General features: G+C 71.9%; 20 protein-coding genes. 4 read left to right on the forward strand and 16 right to left on the reverse strand.

Annotated features, from left to right (window positions below; all coding sequences use genetic code 11):
- Window positions 1-8 precede the first annotated feature (8 nt).
- The 10 genes from octT to ADK67_RS45410 form a co-directional block, all read right to left on the reverse strand.
- On the reverse strand, window positions 9-740 hold the full coding sequence (gene octT, locus ADK67_RS45365) for a diglucosylglycerate octanoyltransferase (protein ID WP_082404806.1): 732 nt from the start codon (window positions 738-740) through the stop codon (window positions 9-11).
- Window positions 737-1,351, reverse strand: coding sequence for a histidine phosphatase family protein (locus ADK67_RS45370; RefSeq protein WP_053722816.1), 615 nt, complete (start codon window positions 1,349-1,351; stop codon window positions 737-739). The genes octT and ADK67_RS45370 overlap by 4 nt, the downstream gene beginning before the upstream one ends.
- Entirely contained in the window at window positions 1,348-1,734 is a 387-nt protein-coding gene (rsfS, locus tag ADK67_RS45375; protein ID WP_053722817.1) for a ribosome silencing factor, read from the reverse strand. The genes ADK67_RS45370 and rsfS overlap by 4 nt, the downstream gene beginning before the upstream one ends.
- A gap of 69 nt (window positions 1,735-1,803) precedes the next feature.
- Window positions 1,804-2,397 carry a nicotinate-nucleotide adenylyltransferase gene (nadD, locus tag ADK67_RS45380; protein ID WP_053722818.1) on the reverse strand — a complete coding sequence of 198 codons (594 nt, stop codon included), beginning with the start codon at window positions 2,395-2,397 and terminating at the stop codon, window positions 1,804-1,806.
- A 195-nt stretch (window positions 2,398-2,592) separates the two neighbouring features.
- Complete coding sequence (locus ADK67_RS45385) at window positions 2,593-2,814, reverse strand: ferredoxin (RefSeq protein ID WP_053722819.1); 222 nt, start codon at window positions 2,812-2,814, stop codon at window positions 2,593-2,595.
- A 4-nt stretch (window positions 2,815-2,818) separates the two neighbouring features.
- Entirely contained in the window at window positions 2,819-4,003 is a 1,185-nt protein-coding gene (locus ADK67_RS45390; protein WP_053722820.1) for a cytochrome P450, read from the reverse strand.
- 120 nt (window positions 4,004-4,123) lie between these two features.
- Window positions 4,124-4,345, reverse strand: a complete 222-nt coding sequence (locus ADK67_RS45395) for a ferredoxin (protein ID WP_053722821.1) — start codon at window positions 4,343-4,345, stop codon at window positions 4,124-4,126.
- Between the two features lie 4 nt (window positions 4,346-4,349).
- Entirely contained in the window at window positions 4,350-5,534 is a 1,185-nt protein-coding gene (locus ADK67_RS45400; RefSeq protein ID WP_053722822.1) for a cytochrome P450, read from the reverse strand.
- Window positions 5,535-5,593: 59 nt separating this feature from the next.
- The gene (locus ADK67_RS45405; RefSeq protein WP_053722823.1) at window positions 5,594-6,154 is read right to left on the reverse strand and encodes a TetR/AcrR family transcriptional regulator; all 561 of its coding nucleotides are present in this window, start codon (window positions 6,152-6,154) and stop codon (window positions 5,594-5,596) included.
- Window positions 6,151-7,416, reverse strand: coding sequence for a glutamate-5-semialdehyde dehydrogenase (locus ADK67_RS45410; protein WP_053722824.1), 1,266 nt, complete (start codon window positions 7,414-7,416; stop codon window positions 6,151-6,153). The genes ADK67_RS45405 and ADK67_RS45410 overlap by 4 nt, the downstream gene beginning before the upstream one ends.
- 142 nt (window positions 7,417-7,558) lie before the next feature.
- On the opposite strand from ADK67_RS45410, the gene ADK67_RS45415 reads away from it, so the two are divergent.
- From ADK67_RS45415 to ADK67_RS45425, 3 genes are all read left to right on the forward strand, one after another.
- The gene (locus ADK67_RS45415) at window positions 7,559-9,637 is read left to right on the forward strand and encodes a RecQ family ATP-dependent DNA helicase (protein WP_053722989.1); all 2,079 of its coding nucleotides are present in this window, start codon (window positions 7,559-7,561) and stop codon (window positions 9,635-9,637) included.
- A 22-nt stretch (window positions 9,638-9,659) separates the two neighbouring features.
- Window positions 9,660-10,205, forward strand: a complete 546-nt coding sequence (locus ADK67_RS45420) for a GNAT family N-acetyltransferase (protein WP_053722825.1) — start codon at window positions 9,660-9,662, stop codon at window positions 10,203-10,205.
- A 61-nt stretch (window positions 10,206-10,266) separates the two neighbouring features.
- Window positions 10,267-11,538: an MFS transporter gene (locus tag ADK67_RS45425; protein ID WP_053722826.1), complete on the forward strand. Its 1,272-nt coding sequence runs from the start codon at window positions 10,267-10,269 to the stop codon at window positions 11,536-11,538.
- 9 nt (window positions 11,539-11,547) lie between these two features.
- On the opposite strand, the gene ADK67_RS45430 is transcribed toward ADK67_RS45425, so the two are convergent.
- Window positions 11,548-12,012 carry a MarR family winged helix-turn-helix transcriptional regulator gene (locus ADK67_RS45430; RefSeq protein WP_231648688.1) on the reverse strand — a complete coding sequence of 155 codons (465 nt, stop codon included), beginning with the start codon at window positions 12,010-12,012 and terminating at the stop codon, window positions 11,548-11,550.
- Window positions 12,013-12,077: 65 nt separating this feature from the next.
- On the opposite strand from ADK67_RS45430, the gene ADK67_RS45435 reads away from it, so the two are divergent.
- Window positions 12,078-12,464 carry a hypothetical protein gene (locus ADK67_RS45435; RefSeq protein WP_053722990.1) on the forward strand — a complete coding sequence of 129 codons (387 nt, stop codon included), beginning with the start codon at window positions 12,078-12,080 and terminating at the stop codon, window positions 12,462-12,464.
- 3 nt (window positions 12,465-12,467) lie between these two features.
- Here ADK67_RS45435 and proB read toward each other — a convergent pair whose 3' ends face one another.
- The 5 genes from proB to ADK67_RS45460 form a co-directional block, all read right to left on the reverse strand.
- Window positions 12,468-13,598 (reverse strand): glutamate 5-kinase, encoded by a 1,131-nt coding sequence (gene proB, locus ADK67_RS45440; RefSeq protein WP_082404811.1) that lies wholly within the window; start codon window positions 13,596-13,598, stop codon window positions 12,468-12,470.
- Window positions 13,595-15,052: a GTPase ObgE gene (obgE, locus tag ADK67_RS45445; protein ID WP_053722828.1), complete on the reverse strand. Its 1,458-nt coding sequence runs from the start codon at window positions 15,050-15,052 to the stop codon at window positions 13,595-13,597. The genes proB and obgE overlap by 4 nt, the downstream gene beginning before the upstream one ends.
- Window positions 15,053-15,148: 96 nt before the next feature.
- Window positions 15,149-15,412, reverse strand: a complete 264-nt coding sequence (rpmA, locus tag ADK67_RS45450) for a 50S ribosomal protein L27 (RefSeq protein WP_053722829.1) — start codon at window positions 15,410-15,412, stop codon at window positions 15,149-15,151.
- Between the two features lie 14 nt (window positions 15,413-15,426).
- A complete protein-coding gene (gene rplU, locus ADK67_RS45455; RefSeq protein ID WP_053722830.1) occupies window positions 15,427-15,741 on the reverse strand; it encodes a 50S ribosomal protein L21 in 315 nt (104 codons plus the stop codon).
- Window positions 15,742-15,967: 226 nt separating this feature from the next.
- Entirely contained in the window at window positions 15,968-18,895 is a 2,928-nt protein-coding gene (locus tag ADK67_RS45460; protein ID WP_053722831.1) for a translation initiation factor IF-2 N-terminal domain-containing protein, read from the reverse strand.
- Window positions 18,896-19,031: the final 136 nt, after the last annotated feature.

Here is a 19,031-nt window from a genome sequence, read left to right on the forward strand (position 1 = left end):
TGCCGAGACTACGGCTCCGCCGCACCCGAGTGGCCGACCGCCACGGACCTGATCAGTTCCGCCATGGCCTGCCCGACCAGCTCGTGCCCTTCCCAGCCCCAGTGCATGCCGTCCGGGTTGCCGAGCCGTGACCGAACGTGGTCGCCCACGAGCGGCGGCACGTCCAGCAGCGGCACGCCCGCCCCGTCCGCCCACTCGCGCAGCGCGCGCTCCCCCGCCGCACGTCCACTGTGCACACCGGCGTAAGCAGCCGAACAGTGCACTGAGGGTGTCATCCCGACCACCCTGATACCCGGCTGAAGAGCACGCACCGCGCACACCGAGTCGTCCAGGTACCGCACGGTCAGGCGAGGCGGCAGCGCCACCGGGTACCCGCAGAACGCCCGCGACAGCACCGGCTGCAACGTCCGGTACCCGGCCCGCGCCCGCCGCCGCAGCCCGTCCGGCCGCAGGTAGCGCAGGCCCTGCCGCAGGTAGGTCGGCAACGGCGACGGCAACGTGTCCATGTGCCCCACTGCCAGCACCAACACGTCCGTGCGCGGCAGCAACGACCACACCCGCGGATCGCCGGTCAACGACCACCAGGCGTCCCGGGCCGTCCAGCCGAACCCCGCCGCCAGCTCCGCGTGCCCGCCCAACGCCGACGCCGCGACGTTCGGCCACAAGCGAGGGTGATCGGCGGGCAACGGGCCCTGCGGACCGTGGAACGAGAGCGAATCGCCGAGGACGAGCAGTCTCACCGGGTGATTCCGGCGTTGTACGACGACAGCCGCCACCTGCCGTCGCCGTGCGGACGGCGGTTGAACACCGTCCAGTGGCAGTTGCCGATGCCGCCCAGCAGCCCCCACCGGTCGACCGGCAGCTCCAGCAACCGCCCGGTCAACGCGCTGATCAGGCCTCCGTGCGCGCACAGCATCACCGTGCCGGAGAACTCCGCGTCCACCTCCGCCACCACGGCGAGCGCGCGCTCGGCGACCTCCACGCGCGTCTCGCCGTCCGGCGGCGCCAGGGTGCCGTCGGCACGCCACAGCTCCAGCGCGCCCGGCCACTCCGCCTCGATCTCCGTCGAGGTCAGCCCCTGCCACTTGCCCAGGTGCGTCTCGCGCAGCCGTTCGTCCACGCGCAGGGCGACGCCGGTCGCGTCGGTGAACACCGTGGCGGTGTCCCTGGCGCGGTGCAGGTCGGAGGCGACCACCAGCTCGGGCTCGAACCCGGCGAGCACCGGCACCGCGAACCGCGCCTGGTTCCACCCGGTCTCGGTCAGCGACGAGTCCAGGTGGCCCTGCATGCGGCCGGTCGCGTTGTAGTCGGTCTCACCGTGCCGCCACAGCACGAGCCGGTTCAGGGTCATGCCTCGGCGACCTCGTCGGCCGGTGGACCGGCGTCGAACTCGATCCGCGGGCAGTCCTTCCACAGCCGCTCCAGGCCGTAGAAGGTGCGCTCCTCGACGTGCTGGACGTGCACGACCACGTCCACGAAGTCCAGCAGGACCCAACGACCTTCGCGCGCGCCTTCACGGCGGACCGCCTTGCGGCCGGCCTCGCGCAACTTCTCCTCAACGCTGTCCACGATCGCGCCGACCTGCCGCTCGTTCGGAGCGGAGGCGATCACGAAGCAGTCCGTGATCACCAGTTGGTCGGACACGTCGAGCACGATCACGTCGTGCGCTTTCTTGTCGGACGCCGCGCTCGCGGCGACCAGCGCCAACCGTCGTGCCTCGTCGGTGGCTGCCACGTCACTCCTCATCACACCGGCGGACGCCTATACGCCCGCACGAGTCAATGAGGGTACCGGCGTCCCGGCTCAGTCCGGCATCGAGTAAAGCCGGCGCTTGGAGATGTACTGAACGACACCATCCGGCACGAGGTACCAGACGGGCAGTCCGGACGCCGTCCGGGCGCGCACGGCGGTCGAGGAGATGGCCATCGCGGGCACCTCCACCAGCGACACCGCGCCCGGCGGCAGGTGCGTGTCGACCAGTTCGTAACCCGGTCGGGTGACCCCGATGAAGTGGGCGAGGTCGAACACGTCGTCCGCGCGCCGCCAGGACAGGATCTGCTCCAGCGCGTCCGCGCCGGTGATGAAGAACAGGTCTCCGTCCGGGTACCTGACCTTGAGGTCGGTGAGGGTGTCGACGGTGTACGTCGGCCCTGGCCGGTCGATGTCCACCCGGCTGACCGAGAACCGGGGGTTGGACGCGGTGGCGATGACCGTCATCAGGTACCGGTCCTCGGCGGCGCTGACCTCGCGTTCCGTCTTCTGCCAGGGCTGGCCCGTCGGCACGAAGACGACTTCGTCGAGGTCGAAGCGGGCCTGGACCTCGCTGGCCGCGACCAGGTGGCCGTGGTGCACCGGGTCGAAGGTGCCACCCATGACGCCGATCCGCCGGTTCGACATGGGACGTGAGCCTAGTTCGGGTGGTGCGCGGGCGGCCGGTCGCTCCCCGAAAGGCCGCCCGCGCACTCGACTCCCGGTCGCGGCCCTGGGGGAGTAGGCCGCATCCGCGGATCGCGCGGCCCACCCCGAATCAGAGCCGCACGACGGAGGAACGCGCACGTCACGCGGCTATGACGCGATCGGCCGAACTTTTTTCTAGAGCTGCGGCGCGAGCACCGTGCCGTCCGCCGAACGCACCAGGATGGCCTCCATCGGGCACGACTCCGCCGCGTCGACCACCGCGTCGTCCGGGTCGACCCCCGCCTTCACCGGCGTGGACGTGCCGCCTTCGAGCCGGAAGTGGTCGGGCGCGATCGACGTGCACATGCCCGTGCCGAGGCAGGCGCCCCGGTCGACTTCGATCGTCCACTCGCTCATCGGTCTACCACCTCACCAGTAGGCGTTCGGGTCCTCGCACCAGTCTGCCCTTCTTGAACTTCACCTCGTCGGCCAGTTCCAGGCGCGGGAACCTATTGAGCAAGGTCGAGATGGAGACCTGCAACTCCATCCTTGCCAAGGGCGCGCCGATGCAGTGGTGCACGCCGTGGCCGAACGCGAAGTGCGGGTTGTGCTCGCGGTGGAAGTCCAGCTCATGGGGGTTGGGGAAGACCGCGGGGTCGCGGTTGGCCACGAGACCGTCCACGAACACCGCCTCGCCCGCGCGGATCGTCACGCCCGACAGCTCGACGTCGGCGGTGGCGATCCGGGGGAAGCCGGGCGAGCCGGACAGCTTCGTGATCCGCAGCAGCTCCTCCACGGCGGCGGGCACCAGCGACGGGTCGGCGCGCAGTTCGGCCAGCCGCTCGGGGTGGGTGAGCAGCTGGTAGACGAAGTTGCCGATCTCGCTGCCGGTCGTCTCGTGGCCCGCGATGAGCAGCGTGACGCCGAACGACACCAGCTCCTCCTCGGTGAGCCGGTCGTCGTTGTCGTGCGCGTGGACCAGCACGGTGAGCATGTCGTCGGCGGGGTGCTCGCGCTTGTCCTCGACCAGGTCGCGGATGTACGCGCGCAGCGACGCCGCCGCAGCCTCGATCTCGGGCACGGTGAACGCGGTGATCGCCACCGCCGCGTCCGACCACTCGCGGAACTTGGCCCGGTCCAGCGCCGGCACGCCGAGCATCTCGCTGATGAGCGTGATCGCCACGGGCATGGCCAGGCCGTCCACCAGGTCGGCGGGCGGTCCCTGCGCCTCGATGTCGTCCAGCAGGCCGTCCACGATCTGCTGGGCGCGTTCGCGCAACTGCCCGGTGCGACGGGCGGTGAACGCCTTGGCCAGGATCCGGCGCAGCCTGGTGTGCTCGGGCGGGTCCATGCTCAGGATCGTGGTGATGTGCGGCACCTCGGGCATGGTCCGCGGCGGGTCGTAGTCGGCGTCCATCACCGGCGCGCGGCGGAACCTCGGGTCGGCCAGCACGACCTTGGCGTCGGCGTAACGGGTGGCCAGCCAGGCTTCGCGGCCGTACGGCAGGCGCACCCGTGCCACCGGCTCGTCCCGCTGGAGCTCCAGGTACGTCTCGTGGACGACGAGGTCGTCCGGCTCGGGGAACGGGTAGGGCCTGGCCGCCATCGCAAAACCCCCACTGCCGGTGATCACTTGCCCCCGACAGTAGGTACCCCGCCGATCACGCGGGACGTGCTCCGCGACGCCGCTACGGCTTTCACCGGCGGCGCTGCGGAGCCCTGTCCGCTAGGGCTGCGGCGCGAGCACCGCGCCGTCCGCCGAACGCACCAGGATGGCCTCCATCGGGCACGACTCCGCCGCGTCCACCACCGCGTCGTCCGGGTCGACCGGCGACTTCACCGGCGTGGACGTGCCACCGTCCAGCCGGAAGTGGTCGGGCGCGATCGACGTGCACATGCCCGTCCCGAGGCACGCGCCCCGGTCGACTTCGATCGTCCACTCGCTCATCGGACTACCACCTCACCGGCAGCGCCTGCGGACCGCGGATGAGCCGGCCCCTCTTGAACGTCACGTCGCCGTCCAGGCTGAGCCGCGGGAACCGCTTGAGCAGGGTGCCGATCGCGACCTGCAGCTCCATCCGGGCCAGGGGCGCGCCGATGCAGTGGTGGGCGCCGTGGCCGAACATGATGTGCGGGTTGTGCTCGCGGTGGAAGTCCAGCTCGTGCGGGTTGGCGAACACCGACGGGTCGCGGTTCGCCGTGACGTTGTTGACGAACACCGCCTCACCGGGCTTGATCGTCACGCCGGACAGCTCGACCTCCGCGGTCGCGATCCGGGGGAAGCCCGCGGAGCCGCCCAGCGCGGTGAACCGCAGCAGCTCCTCGATCGCGGCGGGCAGCAGCGACGGGTCGGACCTCAGCTCGGCGAGCCGGTCCGGCCTGCGCAGCAGGTGGAACACGAAGTTGCCGATCTGGTTCGCGGTGGTCTCGTGCCCCGCCACCAGCAGCGTCACCCCGAACGAGACCAGCTCCGGCTCGCTGAGCCGATCCTCGTTGTCGCGCGCGGCGATCAGCACGGAGAGCATGTCGTCGGCGGGCTCGGCGCGCTTGCGCTCCACCAGCCCGGCGATGTAGCCCCGCAGCGCCTGACCGGCCGCCATGATCTCCTCGGGGGTGAACGCGGTGATCGCCACCGCGCCCTCCGACCAGGCGCGGAACTGGTCGCGGTCCTCGATCGGCACGCCGAGCATCTCGCAGATGATCGTGATGGGCAGCGGCATGGCCAGCGCCTCGACGAGGTTCGCGGGCGGACCCTGCTCCTCCATGGCGTCCAGCAGGCCGTCCACGATCCCCTGGGCGCGCTCGCGCAGCTGCTCGGTGCGCCGCGCCGTGAACGCCTTCGCGACCAGCTTGCGCAGCCGCGTGTGGTCCGGCGGGTCCATGCTCAGGATGTTGGTGTCGGTCGGCATCGTCGGCAGGGTGCGCGGCACGTCGGCGCCCGGCTCCATCACCGCCGCGCGGCTGAACCTCGCGTCCGCCAGCACGGTCTTGACGTCCTCGTAGCGGGTGGCCAGCCAGCCCTCGCCGCCGTAGGGCAGCCGCACCCTGGCCACCGGCTCGTCCCGTTGCAGCTCGAAGTAGGTGGGATTGATCTCGAGCTGGTCGAGCTCGGCGAACGGATAGGACCTGGTCTCCATCGTCTACCCCCATGTAAGCATTCGCTTACATCCGACAGTAGGCAGGTCGTTACCTACCGTCAACCGGGTTCGGTGTGTTCCAACAGGACGGAGGCGGCTTGCGTCACCAGCGACGCGACGGTCGCGGCGTCCGCGTTCGCGAGGGGTTGTTTGCCGAACACCGTCCGCAGCACACCGATACCCACGACCCACGCCAGGACGAGGTCCGCGCGCAACTCCGCGTCCTCCGCGTCCGTGAGTGACGCCAGAGCGCGCGCGTACTCCTCGCCCAACTGCCGCCGCACGACCTCCGCCGCCGAGTCGTGGTGCGAGGACCGCAGCACCGCGTACAACGGGTGGTCCTCGCGCCTCGGCTTCTCCTCCATCATCCTCAGCAGCACGTTGCGCAACAGGTGCTCGGCGGGCGAGTCCTCCAGCAGCTCACGGCTCTGCGTGGCCAGCACGGTCGCGAACAGGGCGTCCTTGCTGCCGTAGTAGCGGAACAGCAACGCCTGGTTCACGCCCGCGAGGCTCGCGATGTCACGCACCGTGGTGCGGTCGAACCCGCGCTCGCCGAACAGCTTCGTCGCGGCGTCCAGCAACGCCGCCTTGGTCGCGGCGGCGTCACGGGGCCTGCTCACGACGTCGGCCGGACGTGCCCCTCGCCCCAGACCACCCACTTCGACGAGGTCAGCTCGGTCAACCCCATCGGGCCGCGGGCGTGCAGCTTCTGGGTGGAGATGCCGATCTCCGCGCCCATGCCGAACTCGCCGCCGTCGGTGAACGCGGTGGACGCGTTGACCATGACCGCCGCCGCGTCGACCCGGGTGGTGAACCGGCGGGCCGCGTTGAGGTCGCTGGTCACGATGGCCTCGGTGTGGCCGGAGCCGTGCTCGGCGATGTGCCCGATGGCCTCGTCGAGCGAGTCCACCACGCGGGCGGCGATGTCCAGCGACAGGTACTCGGTGTCCCAGTCCTCGTCGGTGGCGGCCTGCACCCTGGAGTCGCGGGCGAACCGCTCGTCGCCGTGGATGGTGACGTTCTGCGCGGTCAGGGCGTCGGTGACGCGGGGCACGAACTCGTCCGCGATCGAGGCGTGCACCAGCAGCGACTCGGCCGCGTTGCACACGCTCGTGCGGCGGGTCTTGGAGTTGAGCACGATGCGCAGCGCCATGTCGAGGTCGGCGCTCGCGTCCACGTACACGTGCACGTTGCCCACGCCGGTCTCGATGGTGGGCACGGTGGCCTGCTGCACGACGGCGTTGATCAGTCCCGCGCCGCCGCGCGGGATCACCAGGTCGACGAGGCCGCGCGCGGTGATCAGGTGGGTGACCGAGGCGCGGTCGTGGCACGGCAGCAGCTGCACGGCGTCGGCGGGCAGGCCGGCGGTCTCCAGCGCGTCGCGCAGGATCGCGACCAGCGCGGTGTTCGAGTGCTCGGCGGTGGACGAGCCGCGCAGCAGGGCCGCGTTGCCGGACTTCAGCGCCAAGCCGGCCGCGTCCACGGTGACGTTCGGGCGGGCTTCGTACACCATGCCGACCACGCCCATCGGGACGCGGACCTGCTTGAGCTCCAGGCCGTTCGGCAGGATCGAGCCGCGCAGCACCTCGCCGATCGGGTCCGCGAGGCCGGCCACCGTCTCCAGGCCCTGGGCCACGCCGTCGATGCGTGCCTCGGTGAGCGCGAGGCGGTCCAGCAGGCCCTGGTTGAGGCCCGCGGCGCGGCCGGCTTCGAGGTCCTTGGCGTTGGCCTCCAGCACCTCGGCGGCGCGCGTGCGCAGGGCGGCGGCCATCTCGTGCAGTGTGGCGTCCTTGCTCTCACGGGTGGCGAGGACGAGCTCGTTGGCGGCGACACGGGCGCGCCGGGCCGCGGCGTGCACCTGTTCGCGCAGGTCATCAGTCACGTCGTCAAGCCTACGGTCACCCGGTGGTGGCTGTCGCCGAGGTTCCCGAGGATCGGACGGGCGTGCACGATCAGGTGAAGCTGGGGTCCGGACCGTCGCACAGGTGTCCGTCCTGTCGGGGGCGTCTGCCACTGTGGGCGCCATGGACGACAGCGCATTGCGGGAACTGGCCGAGGAACGGCTGAGGGCTCTGGCGGGCCCTCAGGCGGTCCTCCGTGACGACCAGTGGACGGCGATCCACGCGCTGGTGTCCGAACGGCGGCGGGCGCTGGTGGTGCAGCGCACGGGGTGGGGCAAGTCCGCCGTGTACTTCATCGCCACGGCGTTGCTGCGGTCCCTGGGCGAGGGGCCGACGGTGATCGTGTCGCCGTTGCTGGCGCTGATGCGCAACCAGGTCGACGCCGCCGCGCGGGCGGGCGTGCACGCGGCGACGATCAACTCGGCCAACACCGACCAGTGGCAGGACGTGCAGGACCGGGTGGCGTCCGGTGAGGTGGACGTCCTGCTGGTGTCGCCGGAGCGGCTGAACAACCCCGACTTCCGGGACACGGTGCTGCCGTCGCTGACCGCGTCGGCGGGGCTGCTGGTGGTGGACGAGGCGCACTGCATCTCCGACTGGGGCCACGACTTCCGGCCGGACTACCGGCGGCTGCGCACGTTGCTGACCGAACTGCCGGCGGGCGTGCCGGTGCTCGCCACCACGGCCACGGCCAACGACCGGGTGGTGCGGGACGTGGCCGACCAGTTGGGGCTGGGCTCGGGCACGGACACGTTGGTGCTGCGCGGGCCGTTGGACCGGGAGAGCCTGCGGCTGTCCGCGGTTCGGCTGCCCACCGCCGAGGCCAGGCTGGGGTGGCTGGCCGAGCGGCTGGAGCAGCTGCCCGGCTCGGGGATCATCTACACGCTCACGGTGGCGGCGGCGGACGACGTGGCGGCGTTCCTGCGCGAACGCGGCTACGAGGTGACGGCATACTCGGGCCGCACCGACCCGGGCGAGCGCCAACGGGCCGAGGAGGACCTGCTGGCGAACCGGGTCAAGGCGCTGGTGGCGACGTCGGCGCTGGGCATGGGGTTCGACAAGCCGGACCTGGGGTTCGTGGTGCACTTGGGCGCGCCGCCCTCCCCCATCGCCTACTACCAGCAGATCGGCCGTGCGGGCCGTGGGGTGGAGCGGGCCGAGGTGCTGTTGCTGCCCGGCCCGGAGGACAAGGACATCTGGGCGTACTTCGCGTCGCTGGCGTTCCCGCCGGAACACGTGGTGCGGCAGGTGCTCGACGTGCTGCCGGCGGACCGGGCGATGTCGACGGCGGCGCTGGAGCCGATGGTGGAGCTGTCGCGCACCCGGCTGGAAGTGGTGTTGAAGGTGCTCGACGTGGACGGCGCCGTGCGGCGGGTGCGCGGCGGGTGGGTGTCGACGGGGCAGCCGTGGTCCTACGACGCCGAGCGGTACGAGCGGATCGAGGCGGCGCGGCAGGTGGAGCGGCAGGCGGTGCTGGACTACCTGGCCACCGACGGCTGCCGCATGGAGTTCCTGTTGCGGCAGTTGGACGACCCGCACGCGGCGCCGTGCGGGCGGTGCGACAACTGCACGGGGCAGCGGCCGTCGGCGGAGGTGTCGGACGCGGCGGCGTCGGCGGCGCGGGAACGGCTGCTGCGGCCCGGCGTCGAGGTGGAGCCGCGCAAGATGTGGCCCACCGGGATGGCGGCGGCCGGGGTGTCGCTGTCCGGGAAGATCCCGCCGGGCGAGATCGCGGCGACGGGGCGGGCGTTGGGGCGGTTGACCGACATCGGCTGGGGCAACCGGTTGCGGTCGCTGTTCGCCGCGGCCGACCAGGAGATCCCCGAGGACGTGTTCGCCGCGTGCGTGAAGGTGTTGTCCGCGTGGAGCTGGGCGGAGCGGCCGGTGGGCGTGGTGACGGTCGGGTCGCGGACCAGGCCCGCGCTCGTGGGCAGCTTCGGGCAGCGGATCTCGGCGGTCGGGCGGCTGCCGCTGCTCGGGCAGGTGTGGCTGGGCGAGGCGGCGCGCCGGGCCAACAGCGCGCAGCGGTTGGCGGGGCTGGTGCGCGAAACCGACGTGCCCGATCTGTCCGGTGTGGACGGTCCGGTCCTGCTGGTGGACGACCAGGTGGACACCGGGTGGACGATGACGGTCGCCGCGCGGCTGCTGCGCCGGGCGGGTGCGACGGCGGTGCTGCCGTTCGCGTTGGCCGTGACGGCGTGACGAGGGGGGTGAGGGAGACGGAGTGAGATTGACGACGGAACGGTTGGTGTTGCGGCCTTTCACGGCCGCCGACGCGCCGGCGTTCGCCGAGTACCGGTCGGACCCGGACGTGGCCAGGTACCAGGGTTGGGAGGCGCCGTTCTCCTTGGCGCAGGCCGAGGAGTTCGTGCGGGAGGTCGCCGTGGCAGACCCGACCGCACCGGGCTGGTACCAGTTCGCGGTCGAGGCGGGCGGGGTGCTCGTCGGGGACGTCGGGGTGGGTCTGCACGAGAACCGGATGCAGGCCGACATCGGGTACACGCTGGCGACGGCCCACCAGGGGCGCGGGTACGCGGCCGAGGCCGTGGGACGGGTGTTGGCGTACCTGTTCGAGGTGCGCGGGCTGCACCGGGTGGCAGCCGAGTGCGACGCCCGCAACGTGAGGTCGGCGCGGTTGCTGGCCAGGCTCGGGTTCCGGCAGGAGGGGCACCGGGTGTCGGCCACGTGGGCGAAAGGAGAGTGGACGGACGACCTGCTGTTCGGCCTGCTGGCCACCGAGTGGCGCGCGGCGGTCGACTCGCGGGGGTGAGCACGACGGGGTTCGGTGAAGGATCTACCGACTTCAGCGGCTTTGTGGTTGTGTCCAACCCATGGCTGCCCTGGAGATCGAGCCCCAGCACCGCCTGCCCATCCGCAAGCTCGTCGCGGCGAGCATCGGAAACGCCATCGAGTGGTACGACTGGACGATCTACGCGACGTTCTCGATCTACTTCGCCACTCAGATCTTCCCCAAGGACAACCCGCGGCTCGCGCTGATCAACACGCTCGCGGCGTACGCGATCGCGTTCTTCTTCCGGCCGTTGGGCGGCTATCTGCTCGGACGGTTCGCCGACCTGCGCGGGCGGCGGACGGCGATGCTGCTGACCATCGTCCTGATGGCCGGCGGTTCGGTCGCGATCGGCCTGCTGCCGACCTACGCCCAGGTGGGGTGGCTGGCGCCCGTCCTGTTGCTGTTGGCCCGCGTCGCGCAGGGGCTGTCGCTGGGCGGTGAGGTCTCCAACGCCTCGGCGTACCTGGCGGAGATCGCGCCGCCGCGCCGGAGGGGGCGGTACTCGGCGTTCTTCTACATCTCCACCGGCACCGCCGTGCTGGTGGCGTCGCTGCTCGGGTACGCGCTGTCCCGCTCGCTCGACGCCGCCCAGTTGGCGTCGTACGGCTTGCGCATCCCGTTCCTGGTCGGCGGGGTGCTGGGGCTGGTGGGCCTGTGGCTGCGGCGCAGCCTGGAGGAGACCGAGCAGTTCGAGCACAACAAGGCCAAGGCGCGGGAGCTCAAGCACCCGCTGCTGATGACGCTGCGCGAGCACCCGAAGGCGGTCGCGCGGCTCGTGGGCTTCACCATGCTGTCGACGCTGTGCTACTACACGTTCTTCAGCGCGCTGACGCCGTTCGCGGTGGCCAAGCGGGGCGCGGACGCGGGGGACGTGTTCCTCGCCCTGTCGATCGCGACGGCCCTGTTCATCGTCCTGCAGTACCCCATGGGCGCGCTGTCGGACCGCGTCGGCCGCAAGCCGCAACTGCTGGCGTGGTCGGCCGCGACGGCGGTGCTGGTCGTGCCGCTGTCGACGTTGATCGGGCCGGGCGTGGGCAACCTGCTGCTGGTGTTCTGCGTCGGCCTCGGCCTCTACACGGCCATGACGTCGATCGCGCCCGCCGTGATGAGCGAGCTGTTCCCGACCGAGCTGCGCGCCCTGGGCATCGGCTCCTGGTACAACCTGACCGTGGCGTTGTTCGGCGGCACCGCGCCGCTGGTCATCCAGTGGCTGCCGGGCAGCACGTTCTTCTTCTACGTCGCGGCCGGCGCGGCCATCGCGTTCGTCGTGATCCTCACGATGCCCGAGACGAAGGGCGAAACCCTGCGATAACGCCGCGGCTCAGGAGGTCGCGGTCAACCGGGTCAACGGCTCGCCGGACAGGTCGCGCAAGGCCTCCAGCATCGTGGCACGCCGGGCCGCGGGCAGCTCGGCCAGGAAGTCGTCCTCCATGCGCCGGATCGCGGCACGGGCGGCGCGCAACCGTTTGCGCCCCTCCGCGGTCGGCTCGATGATCCGTGCCCGCCGGTCGTCCGGGTCGGGTCGCCGGGAGACCAGCCCTTCCGCCTCCAGGCCGTCGATGATGCCGACCATCTTGGTCTTGTCCACGTCGACTGCCCTGGCCAGCGCCAACTGGGTCGGTGCGGGGCCGTGGGACAGCTCGGTGAGCACCACGTAGGCCCACATGCCCAGCCCGTGCCGCTCCAGCAGCGGCAGTTCCGCGGCGACGAGCGCCTTGGTCAGCCGGTGCAGCAGCGCGGCGAGGTCCTGCCGCTCCTCCTCGACCATGCCCGTGATGGTAGTCACCGCAAATCGTCTCAGTTTCCAACTATCTTGAGTTGAGACGAATTGTCGGACACCGCGGAGTGGACGTGCTCAGGAGCAAGTGGATCACCGGCCCGGACGCGGACTTCGCGGGACCGGTGCTGGTCAGCGTCACGGAGTTCACCCTCGACGGTCTCCGGCGGACACCCGGCGCCTACCGGGCGGGCTTCGCGCTCAGCCGCGAGTGGCCGCGGTTGAACGGCGCGGTCGGCTTGTGGCTGTGGGCCGAACCGCTGCGCAAGCGGCTGGGCTCGGTGTCGATGTGGCGCGACCACGCGGGCCTGCGCGGCTTCGTCGGCCTGCCCGCGCACGTGGCGATCATGCGGAAGTACCGGGATCTCGGGACGACCCGCGCCACCACGTGGCACACCGAGGATGTCGACCCGCACCTCATCTGGCACGCGGCGGAACGGTGGCTGCGCGACCGAGCCTGAAACTCAGGCGCGCAACGGCACCAGGTCGTCGGCGTGCACGACCTCTCGGCGCTGCTCGGCCGGGAGCTCGCCGGTCTTGCGGCCGATCAGGGCGGGCAGCTCGGCGGCGTCGAACCCGACCACGCCACGGGCCACCACGTGCCCGGACAGGTCGACCAGCTCGACCACGTCACCGGCCTCGAACGCGCCTTCCACCCCGGTGATGCCCGCCGCCAGCAGCGAACGCCTGCGGCCGACGACCGCGGCCACGGCGCCGTCGTCCAGCACCAGCCTGCCGGTCGCGTCGGCCGCGTGCCCGAGCCAGAAGCGACGCGCGGACAGCCTCGGGCCGGTCACCGCGAACGCCGTGCCGACGTCCGCCGTGCTCAACGCCCGCGACGCGTCCGCCGCGCCCGCCAGCAGCACGGGGATGCCCGCCGACGCCGCCAGCCTGGCCGCGGCCAGCTTCGACGCCATGCCGCCCGTGCCCAGCCCCGACGCACCGACCGAACCGGCCCGCACACCGTCCACATCGGACGCGCCGGCCACCTCGGTGACGCGTTGCGCGCCCGGCTGCCGGGGATCGCCGTCGTAGAGCGCGTCGACGTCGGAGAGCAGGAACAACGCGTCCGCACCGACCAGGTGCGCCACCAGCGCGGCCAACCGGTCGTTGTCGCCGAACCGGATCTCCTCGGTGGCCACCGTGTCGTTCTCGTTCACCACCGGCACCGCGCCCAACGCCAACAGCCGCGAGAACGTGCGCTGCGCGTTGCGGTAGTGCGACCGCCGCACGACGTCGTCCGCGGTCAGCAGCACCTGCCCCACGGTCAGCGAGAACCGCCCGAACGAGTTCGCGTACGCGTGCGCCAACGCCAACTGGCCGACGCTCGCCGCCGCCTGCTGCGTGGCCAGGTCACGGGGCCGCCGCGTCACGCCCAGCGGCGCGAGACCGGCCGCGATCGCGCCCGACGACACCAGCACCACCTGGCTGCCCGCCGCACACCGTGCCGCGACCGCGTCCACCAGGCCGTCCAGCCGCGACCGGTCCAGCCCGCCCGCGGCGGTGGTCAACGACGACGACCCGACCTTCACCACGACCCGGGACGCCGCGGACACCGCCTGTCGGGCCTGCGACGCCGCCACCGAACCGATCACTCGTCGTCGTCCTCTTCGAACTCGTCGTACTCGCCGGGGATGCGACGGGCCTTCTTCGCCGCCAACCGGTCGGACGCGCCGACGCGGTTGCTAACCTCCAGCCGCGCGTCCGTGCCGCGACCGCTCATGGTCATCGCGATGCCCGAGGGCGTCGTCGGCTCCCAGTCGAACACCAGGTCGCCGATGGTGACCTGGCAGCCCGGCTCGGCGCCCATCTTGACCAGCGCGTCCTCGACACCGAGGCGCGCGAGCCGGTCGGCGAGGTAGCCGACGGCCTCGTCGTTGTTGAAGTCGGTCTGCCGGATCCACCGCTCGGGCCGCTCGCCGCGCACGATGAAGCCGCCCTCGCTCAGCGGGTCCTCCACCACGGTGAAGCCCTGGTCGTCCACGGCCTTGGGCCGCAGCACGATCCGGGTCGACTCCTGCTTCGGCTTCGCCGCCCGGTACTCCTCCACCACGCGCGCCAACGCGAACGTCAGCTCGCGCAGGCCCTCGCGGCTGGCGGTGGACACCTCGAACACCGGCAGGCCGCGTGCCTCGATGTCCGGGCGCACCAGCTCGGCCAGGTCACGCGCCTCGGGGACGTCGATCTTGTTCAGGACCACGACGCGCGGGCGTTCGGCCAGGTCGTCGGCCAGGGAGGGGGTGTACTTCGCCAGCTCCTCCTCCAGCGCGTCGATGTCCGACAGCGGGTCGCGGTCCGGCTCGTACGTCGCGCAGTCCACGACGTGCACCAGCACCGCGCAGCGCTCGATGTGCCGCAGGAAGTCCAGGCCGAGACCCTTGCCCTCGGACGCGCCGGGGATCAGGCCGGGCACGTCCGCCATGGTGAAGATGGTCTCGCCGCCGGTGATCACCCCCAGGTTCGGCACCAGCGTGGTGAACGGGTAGTCGGCGATCTTCGGCTTGGCCGCGGACAGCACCGAGATCAGCGACGACTTGCCCGCCGACGGGAAGCCGAGCAGGCCGACGTCCGCGACGGACTTCAGCTCCAGCACGAGGTCGTGCTGCTCCCCCGGTTCACCCAGCAGGGCGAAACCGGGGGCCTTGCGGGCCTTGGACGCCAGCGAGGCGTTGCCGAGGCCGCCGCGGCCGCCCTGGGCCGCGATCAGCCGGGTGCCCTCGCCGACGAGGTCCGCGACCACCTCGCCCTCGGGCGTCATGACGACCGTGCCGTCGGGCACGCGCAGTTCGAGGTCCGCGCCGTGCGCGCCGTCGCGGTTGCCGCCCTGGCCGCCCTTGCCGCTGCCGGCGGCGGCGTTGGGGCGGAAGTGGAAGTCGAGCAGCGTGTGGACCTGCGAGTCCACGACCAGCACGACGTCGCCGCCCTTGCCGCCGTTGCCGCCGTCGGGGCCACCGAGCGGCTTGAACTTCTCGCGGTGCACGGACGCGACCCCGTTGCCCCCGTCACCTGCGGCGACGTGGATGACGACCCGGTCGACGAAGCGGGACACGGGGACTTCCTTTCCTAAAGAAGCAACGAGGGGCGGGAGCCGGAATGCACCGGTCCCGCCCCTCGTCGGAGGTCGTTCCGTCGTCGCCCGAGGCGCTTAAGCAGCAGCCTCGACCGGGACGATGTTCACGGTCTTGCGACCGCGCTTGGTGCCGAACTCGACCGCACCGGGAGTCAACGCGAACAGCGTGTCGTCCTTGCCGCGACCGACGTTGACACCGGGGTGGAACTTGGTGCCGCGCTGGCGGATCAGGATCTCACCGGCCTTGACGACCTGACCGCCGAACCGCTTGACGCCGAGGTACTGGGCGTTGGAGTCACGGCCGTTGCGGGAGCTGGAGGCGCCCTTCTTGTGTGCCATGGCTAGTCAGATCCTCACTTACCGGTGATGCCGGTGACCTCGACGCGGGTCAACTTCTGGCGGTGACCCTGGCGCTTGTGGTAGCCGGTCTTGTTCTTGAACTTGTGGATGCGGATCTTGGGGCCCTTGGTCTGCTCGACGACCTTGCCGGTCACCGAGAACTTCGCCAGGGCGTCCGCCGCGGAGGTGACGTCATCGCCGTCCACAACGAGGAGCGGCGCCGCGAAGGTGATCTCGGTGTCCGGCTCGCCTTCGAGCTTCTCGACCTCGATGACGTCGCCGACAGCCACCTTGTACTGCTTGCCGCCGGTCTTGACGATCGCGTACATCGGGACGGAAGTCTCCTGCTACTCGACGGGACGGGATCGCGCGCGCCTCGGCCGCACTGAGAACGAGCGAGCTGGGCTTCACGCGACAGGGCCCACCGGACGGCGGGCCGTGCATCAGGTTACGTGGCGGTGGACGGCGTGGTCAAACCGGGGTCGGCGAACCGGTCCTGACACGCCGGAACCGCTGCTCAGACGGGCTGGGCAGCGGTTCCGGCGTGGCGGTGGATCAGCTCTCCTTGACCCCGTCCAGCGGGGGGCCGGCGGGCCGGGAGGCGGCCCGGCGAGCCGTGCGGCGACGCGTGGTCACCGCGGGCGCGCTCGGCTCGACGTGGCCGTTGACCGACTGCTCGGCGACCGGTGCCTGGGGGCTCGCCTGGGCGGCGGGCGGCACCTCCACCGGCGTGACCGCGACCGGCGTCACCGCGACGGGCGGGGTGACGGGCTCGGGCACCATGGCGGGCTTGGTCACCCGCCGACGGGTCCGCCCGGTCTTGACGGGCTCGGCAACGGGCGTCGAGGGTGCCTCGACGGCCTGCTCCGCCGTGTCCGCGGCCAGCGCGTGAGCGGGCTGCTCGGCGACGGCCTGCTCCACGACCGGCTGCTCGGCAACCGGCTCGGCGACCGGCTGCTCGACAGCGGCGGGTTGCCGCGGCCCGGGCTGTTCCGGCGCGGACGGCTCGGGCGCCGTCGACAGCTCGGGCTCCTCGTCGCCGTGCTTGATGACCGCACCGGCTTCGCGGCGGGCCCGGCGGCGTTGGCGGCGGTCGCGCTTCGGGGTCTCCGGCGCGGCCTCCTCCTCCACCAGGGCGGACACGGGCTCGACCGACGTCGGCTGCTCCGCGATCGCCTCGGGCTCCTCGGTCGGCTCCACGGTCTGCTCGGCCACGGGCTCCGGGGTGTCCGCGTACTTGGCCCGGCGCGACTTGCGGCCACCGCCCTGCTGCTGTTGCTGCTGCGCGGGCTGCTGGGCGGCGCCGTTGCCACCGCCGTTGCCGTGCGCGTGCATCGGCTCGGTCGTCACGACCAGGCCGCGCCCGCGGCAGTGCTCGCAGGTCGTCGAGAACGCCTCCAGCAGGCCGGTGCCGACCCGCTTGCGCGTCATCTGCACCAGACCCAGCGACGTCACCTCCGCCACCTGGTGGCGGGTGCGGTCACGGCCGAGGCACTCGGTCAGCCGGCGCAGCACCAGGTCGCGGTTCGACTCCAGCACCATGTCGATGAAGTCGATCACGATGATGCCGCCGATGTCGCGCAACCTGAGCTGGCGGACGATCTCCTCCGCCGCCTCCAGGTTGTTCCGGGTCACCGTCTCCTCGAGGTTTCCACCCGATCCGGTGAACTTGCCGGTGTTGACGTCGATGACCGTCATCGCCTCGGTGCGGTCGATGACCAGGTAGCCGCCCGACGGCAGCCAGACCTTGCGGTCCAGCGCCTTGAGCAGCTGCTCGTCGATGCGGTACTCGGTGAACGCGTCGCTGTTGCCCACGTGCTTGCGCAGCCGTTCCTGCAGGTCGGGCGCGACGTGCCGGACGTAGCCGTCGATGGTCTCCCACGCGTCCGCGCCCTGGACGACGAGCTGGGCGAAGTCCTCGGTGAACAGGTCGCGCACGACCTTCACCAGCAGGTCCGGCTCTTCGTACAGCAGCTGCGGGGCCTGGGCCTTGGGCGTGTCGGCCTTGTCCTTGATGACCTGCCACTGCGCCTGCAGGCGGGTGACGTCGCGGGCCAGCTCCTCCTCGGCGATGCCCTCCGAGGCGGTGCGGATGATGACGCCCGCGTCCTCGGGGACGACGCGCTTGAGGATGTCCTTGAGGCGCTTGCGCTCGTTGTCGGGCAGCTTGCGGCTGATGCCGGTCGCGCCGCCGCCGGGCACGTAGACCAGGAAGCGGCCGGGCAGGCTGATCTGGGTGGTCAGCCGGGCGCCCTTGTGGCCCACCGGGTCCTTGGTGACCTGCACCAGCACGCTGTCGCCGGTCGACAGGGCCTGCTCGATCTTGCGGGCCTTGCCCTCCAGGCCGGCCGCGTCCCAGTCGACCTCGCCCGCGTACAGCACCGCGTTGCGGCCGCGGCCGATGTCGATGAACGCCGCCTCCATCGAGGGCAGCACGTTCTGCACCCGGCCGAGGTAGACGTTGCCGACCAGCGAACCGCTGCCCGACGAGGTCACGAAGTGCTCCACCAGGACGCCGTCCTCCAGCACGCCGATCTGCGTGCGGTCGCCGCGCTCGCGCACCACCATCGTGCGCTCCACGGCCTCGCGGCGGGCCAGGAACTCGGCCTCGGACAGCACCGGGGCACGGCGGCGACCGGCCTCGCGGCCGTCACGGCGGCGCTGGCGCTTGGCCTCCAGCCGGGTCGACCCGCGGACGCTGCGCACCTCGCTCTGCGCGGCCTCGGAGTCGGCCTTGTCGTCGCGGGCGTCGCGGCTGGGCTCGCGGACGTGGACGACCGTGTTCGGCGGGTCGTCCTCGCTCGGCGCGGCCTCTTCCTCGGCGCCGGTCTTGCGGCGGCGGCGGCGCCGACGGCGCCGGCTGCCCGGGCCCTCGTCGTCGGCCGACGCCTCGTCGGCGGTCTCGGCCTCGGCTTCGGCGGCCTCGGCCTGCTCCTCGCCGTTCTCGTCGTCGCCGTTCTCGTCGCCGACGCCCTTGCCGCGACCGCGGCCACGCCGGCCACGACGACGGCGGCGGCGGCCTTCGCCCTCGTCACCGGCGTCGTCGGCGGACGCGTGCTCGTCGGTGTCGTCCTCGGTGTCGTCGAGGTCGTCGTCCCGGCTCGCCGGGACCTCCTTGACCACCGGGGTCGGCGGCAGGAACACCGCGGACGGCGGCGCGAACAGCGGCACCAGCGGCGCGACCTCACGGGTCACCCGCACCGGTTCCTCGGTCTGCTCGTCCACCTCGCCGGTGACGATGTCGTCCCAGGCCAGGAGGCTCTCGGCGACCTTGAGCGCGAGATCCCGGCTCACGCTCGACTGCGCGCCCTTCACCGTCTCACCGAGGTCGGCGAGGGCGGCCACCACGTCCTTGCTGCTCGCGCCGAGCAGCTTGGCCAGCGCGTGCACCCGCAGCTTGGCGGGCAAGTCCGCCAGATCCGGGTGTGCGGGTGTGGCGTTACCCCCGCCGGCGGCTCCGGCAGGCTTTTCCGTGTTCGACAATGCAGCTCCTCCGCCCCCGGGCGCGTCCCAACCGACGCGGCCGCGCAGGGGCCTCTCTTGTCCACTCACCGCCGCGGCTGGCGGCGGGAATCCTTGCCTCGCGCTGTGGCGCCCACCCGTGGGGCACGCGGCACAG

It is taken from the genome of Saccharothrix sp. NRRL B-16348, assembly GCF_001280085.1.
In the GTDB taxonomy this organism is placed as follows: domain Bacteria; phylum Actinomycetota; class Actinomycetes; order Mycobacteriales; family Pseudonocardiaceae; genus Actinosynnema.

What these genes read in the sequence shown, in the direction of transcription:
- nadD (WP_053722818.1), bottom strand. Translation starts at nt 2,397, where the DNA reads ATGTCGAACCGGCGGATCGGCGTCATGGGTGGCACCTTCGACCCGGTG.
- rpmA (WP_053722829.1), bottom strand. Translation starts at nt 15,412, where the DNA reads ATGGCACACAAGAAGGGCGCCTCCAGCTCCCGCAACGGCCGTGACTCC.
- rplU (WP_053722830.1), bottom strand. Translation starts at nt 15,741, where the DNA reads ATGTACGCGATCGTCAAGACCGGCGGCAAGCAGTACAAGGTGGCTGTC.
- ADK67_RS45395 (WP_053722821.1), bottom strand. Translation starts at nt 4,345, where the DNA reads ATGAGCGAGTGGACGATCGAAGTCGACCGGGGCGCGTGCCTCGGGACG.
- ADK67_RS45400 (WP_053722822.1), bottom strand. Translation starts at nt 5,534, where the DNA reads ATGGAGACCAGGTCCTATCCGTTCGCCGAGCTCGACCAGCTCGAGATC.
- ADK67_RS45415 (WP_053722989.1), top strand. Translation starts at nt 7,559, where the DNA reads ATGGACGACAGCGCATTGCGGGAACTGGCCGAGGAACGGCTGAGGGCT.
- ADK67_RS45390 (WP_053722820.1), bottom strand. Translation starts at nt 4,003, where the DNA reads ATGGCGGCCAGGCCCTACCCGTTCCCCGAGCCGGACGACCTCGTCGTC.
- ADK67_RS45385 (WP_053722819.1), bottom strand. Translation starts at nt 2,814, where the DNA reads ATGAGCGAGTGGACGATCGAAGTCGACCGGGGCGCCTGCCTCGGCACG.
- ADK67_RS45425 (WP_053722826.1), top strand. Translation starts at nt 10,267, where the DNA reads ATGGCTGCCCTGGAGATCGAGCCCCAGCACCGCCTGCCCATCCGCAAG.
- ADK67_RS45370 (WP_053722816.1), bottom strand. Translation starts at nt 1,351, where the DNA reads ATGACCCTGAACCGGCTCGTGCTGTGGCGGCACGGTGAGACCGACTAC.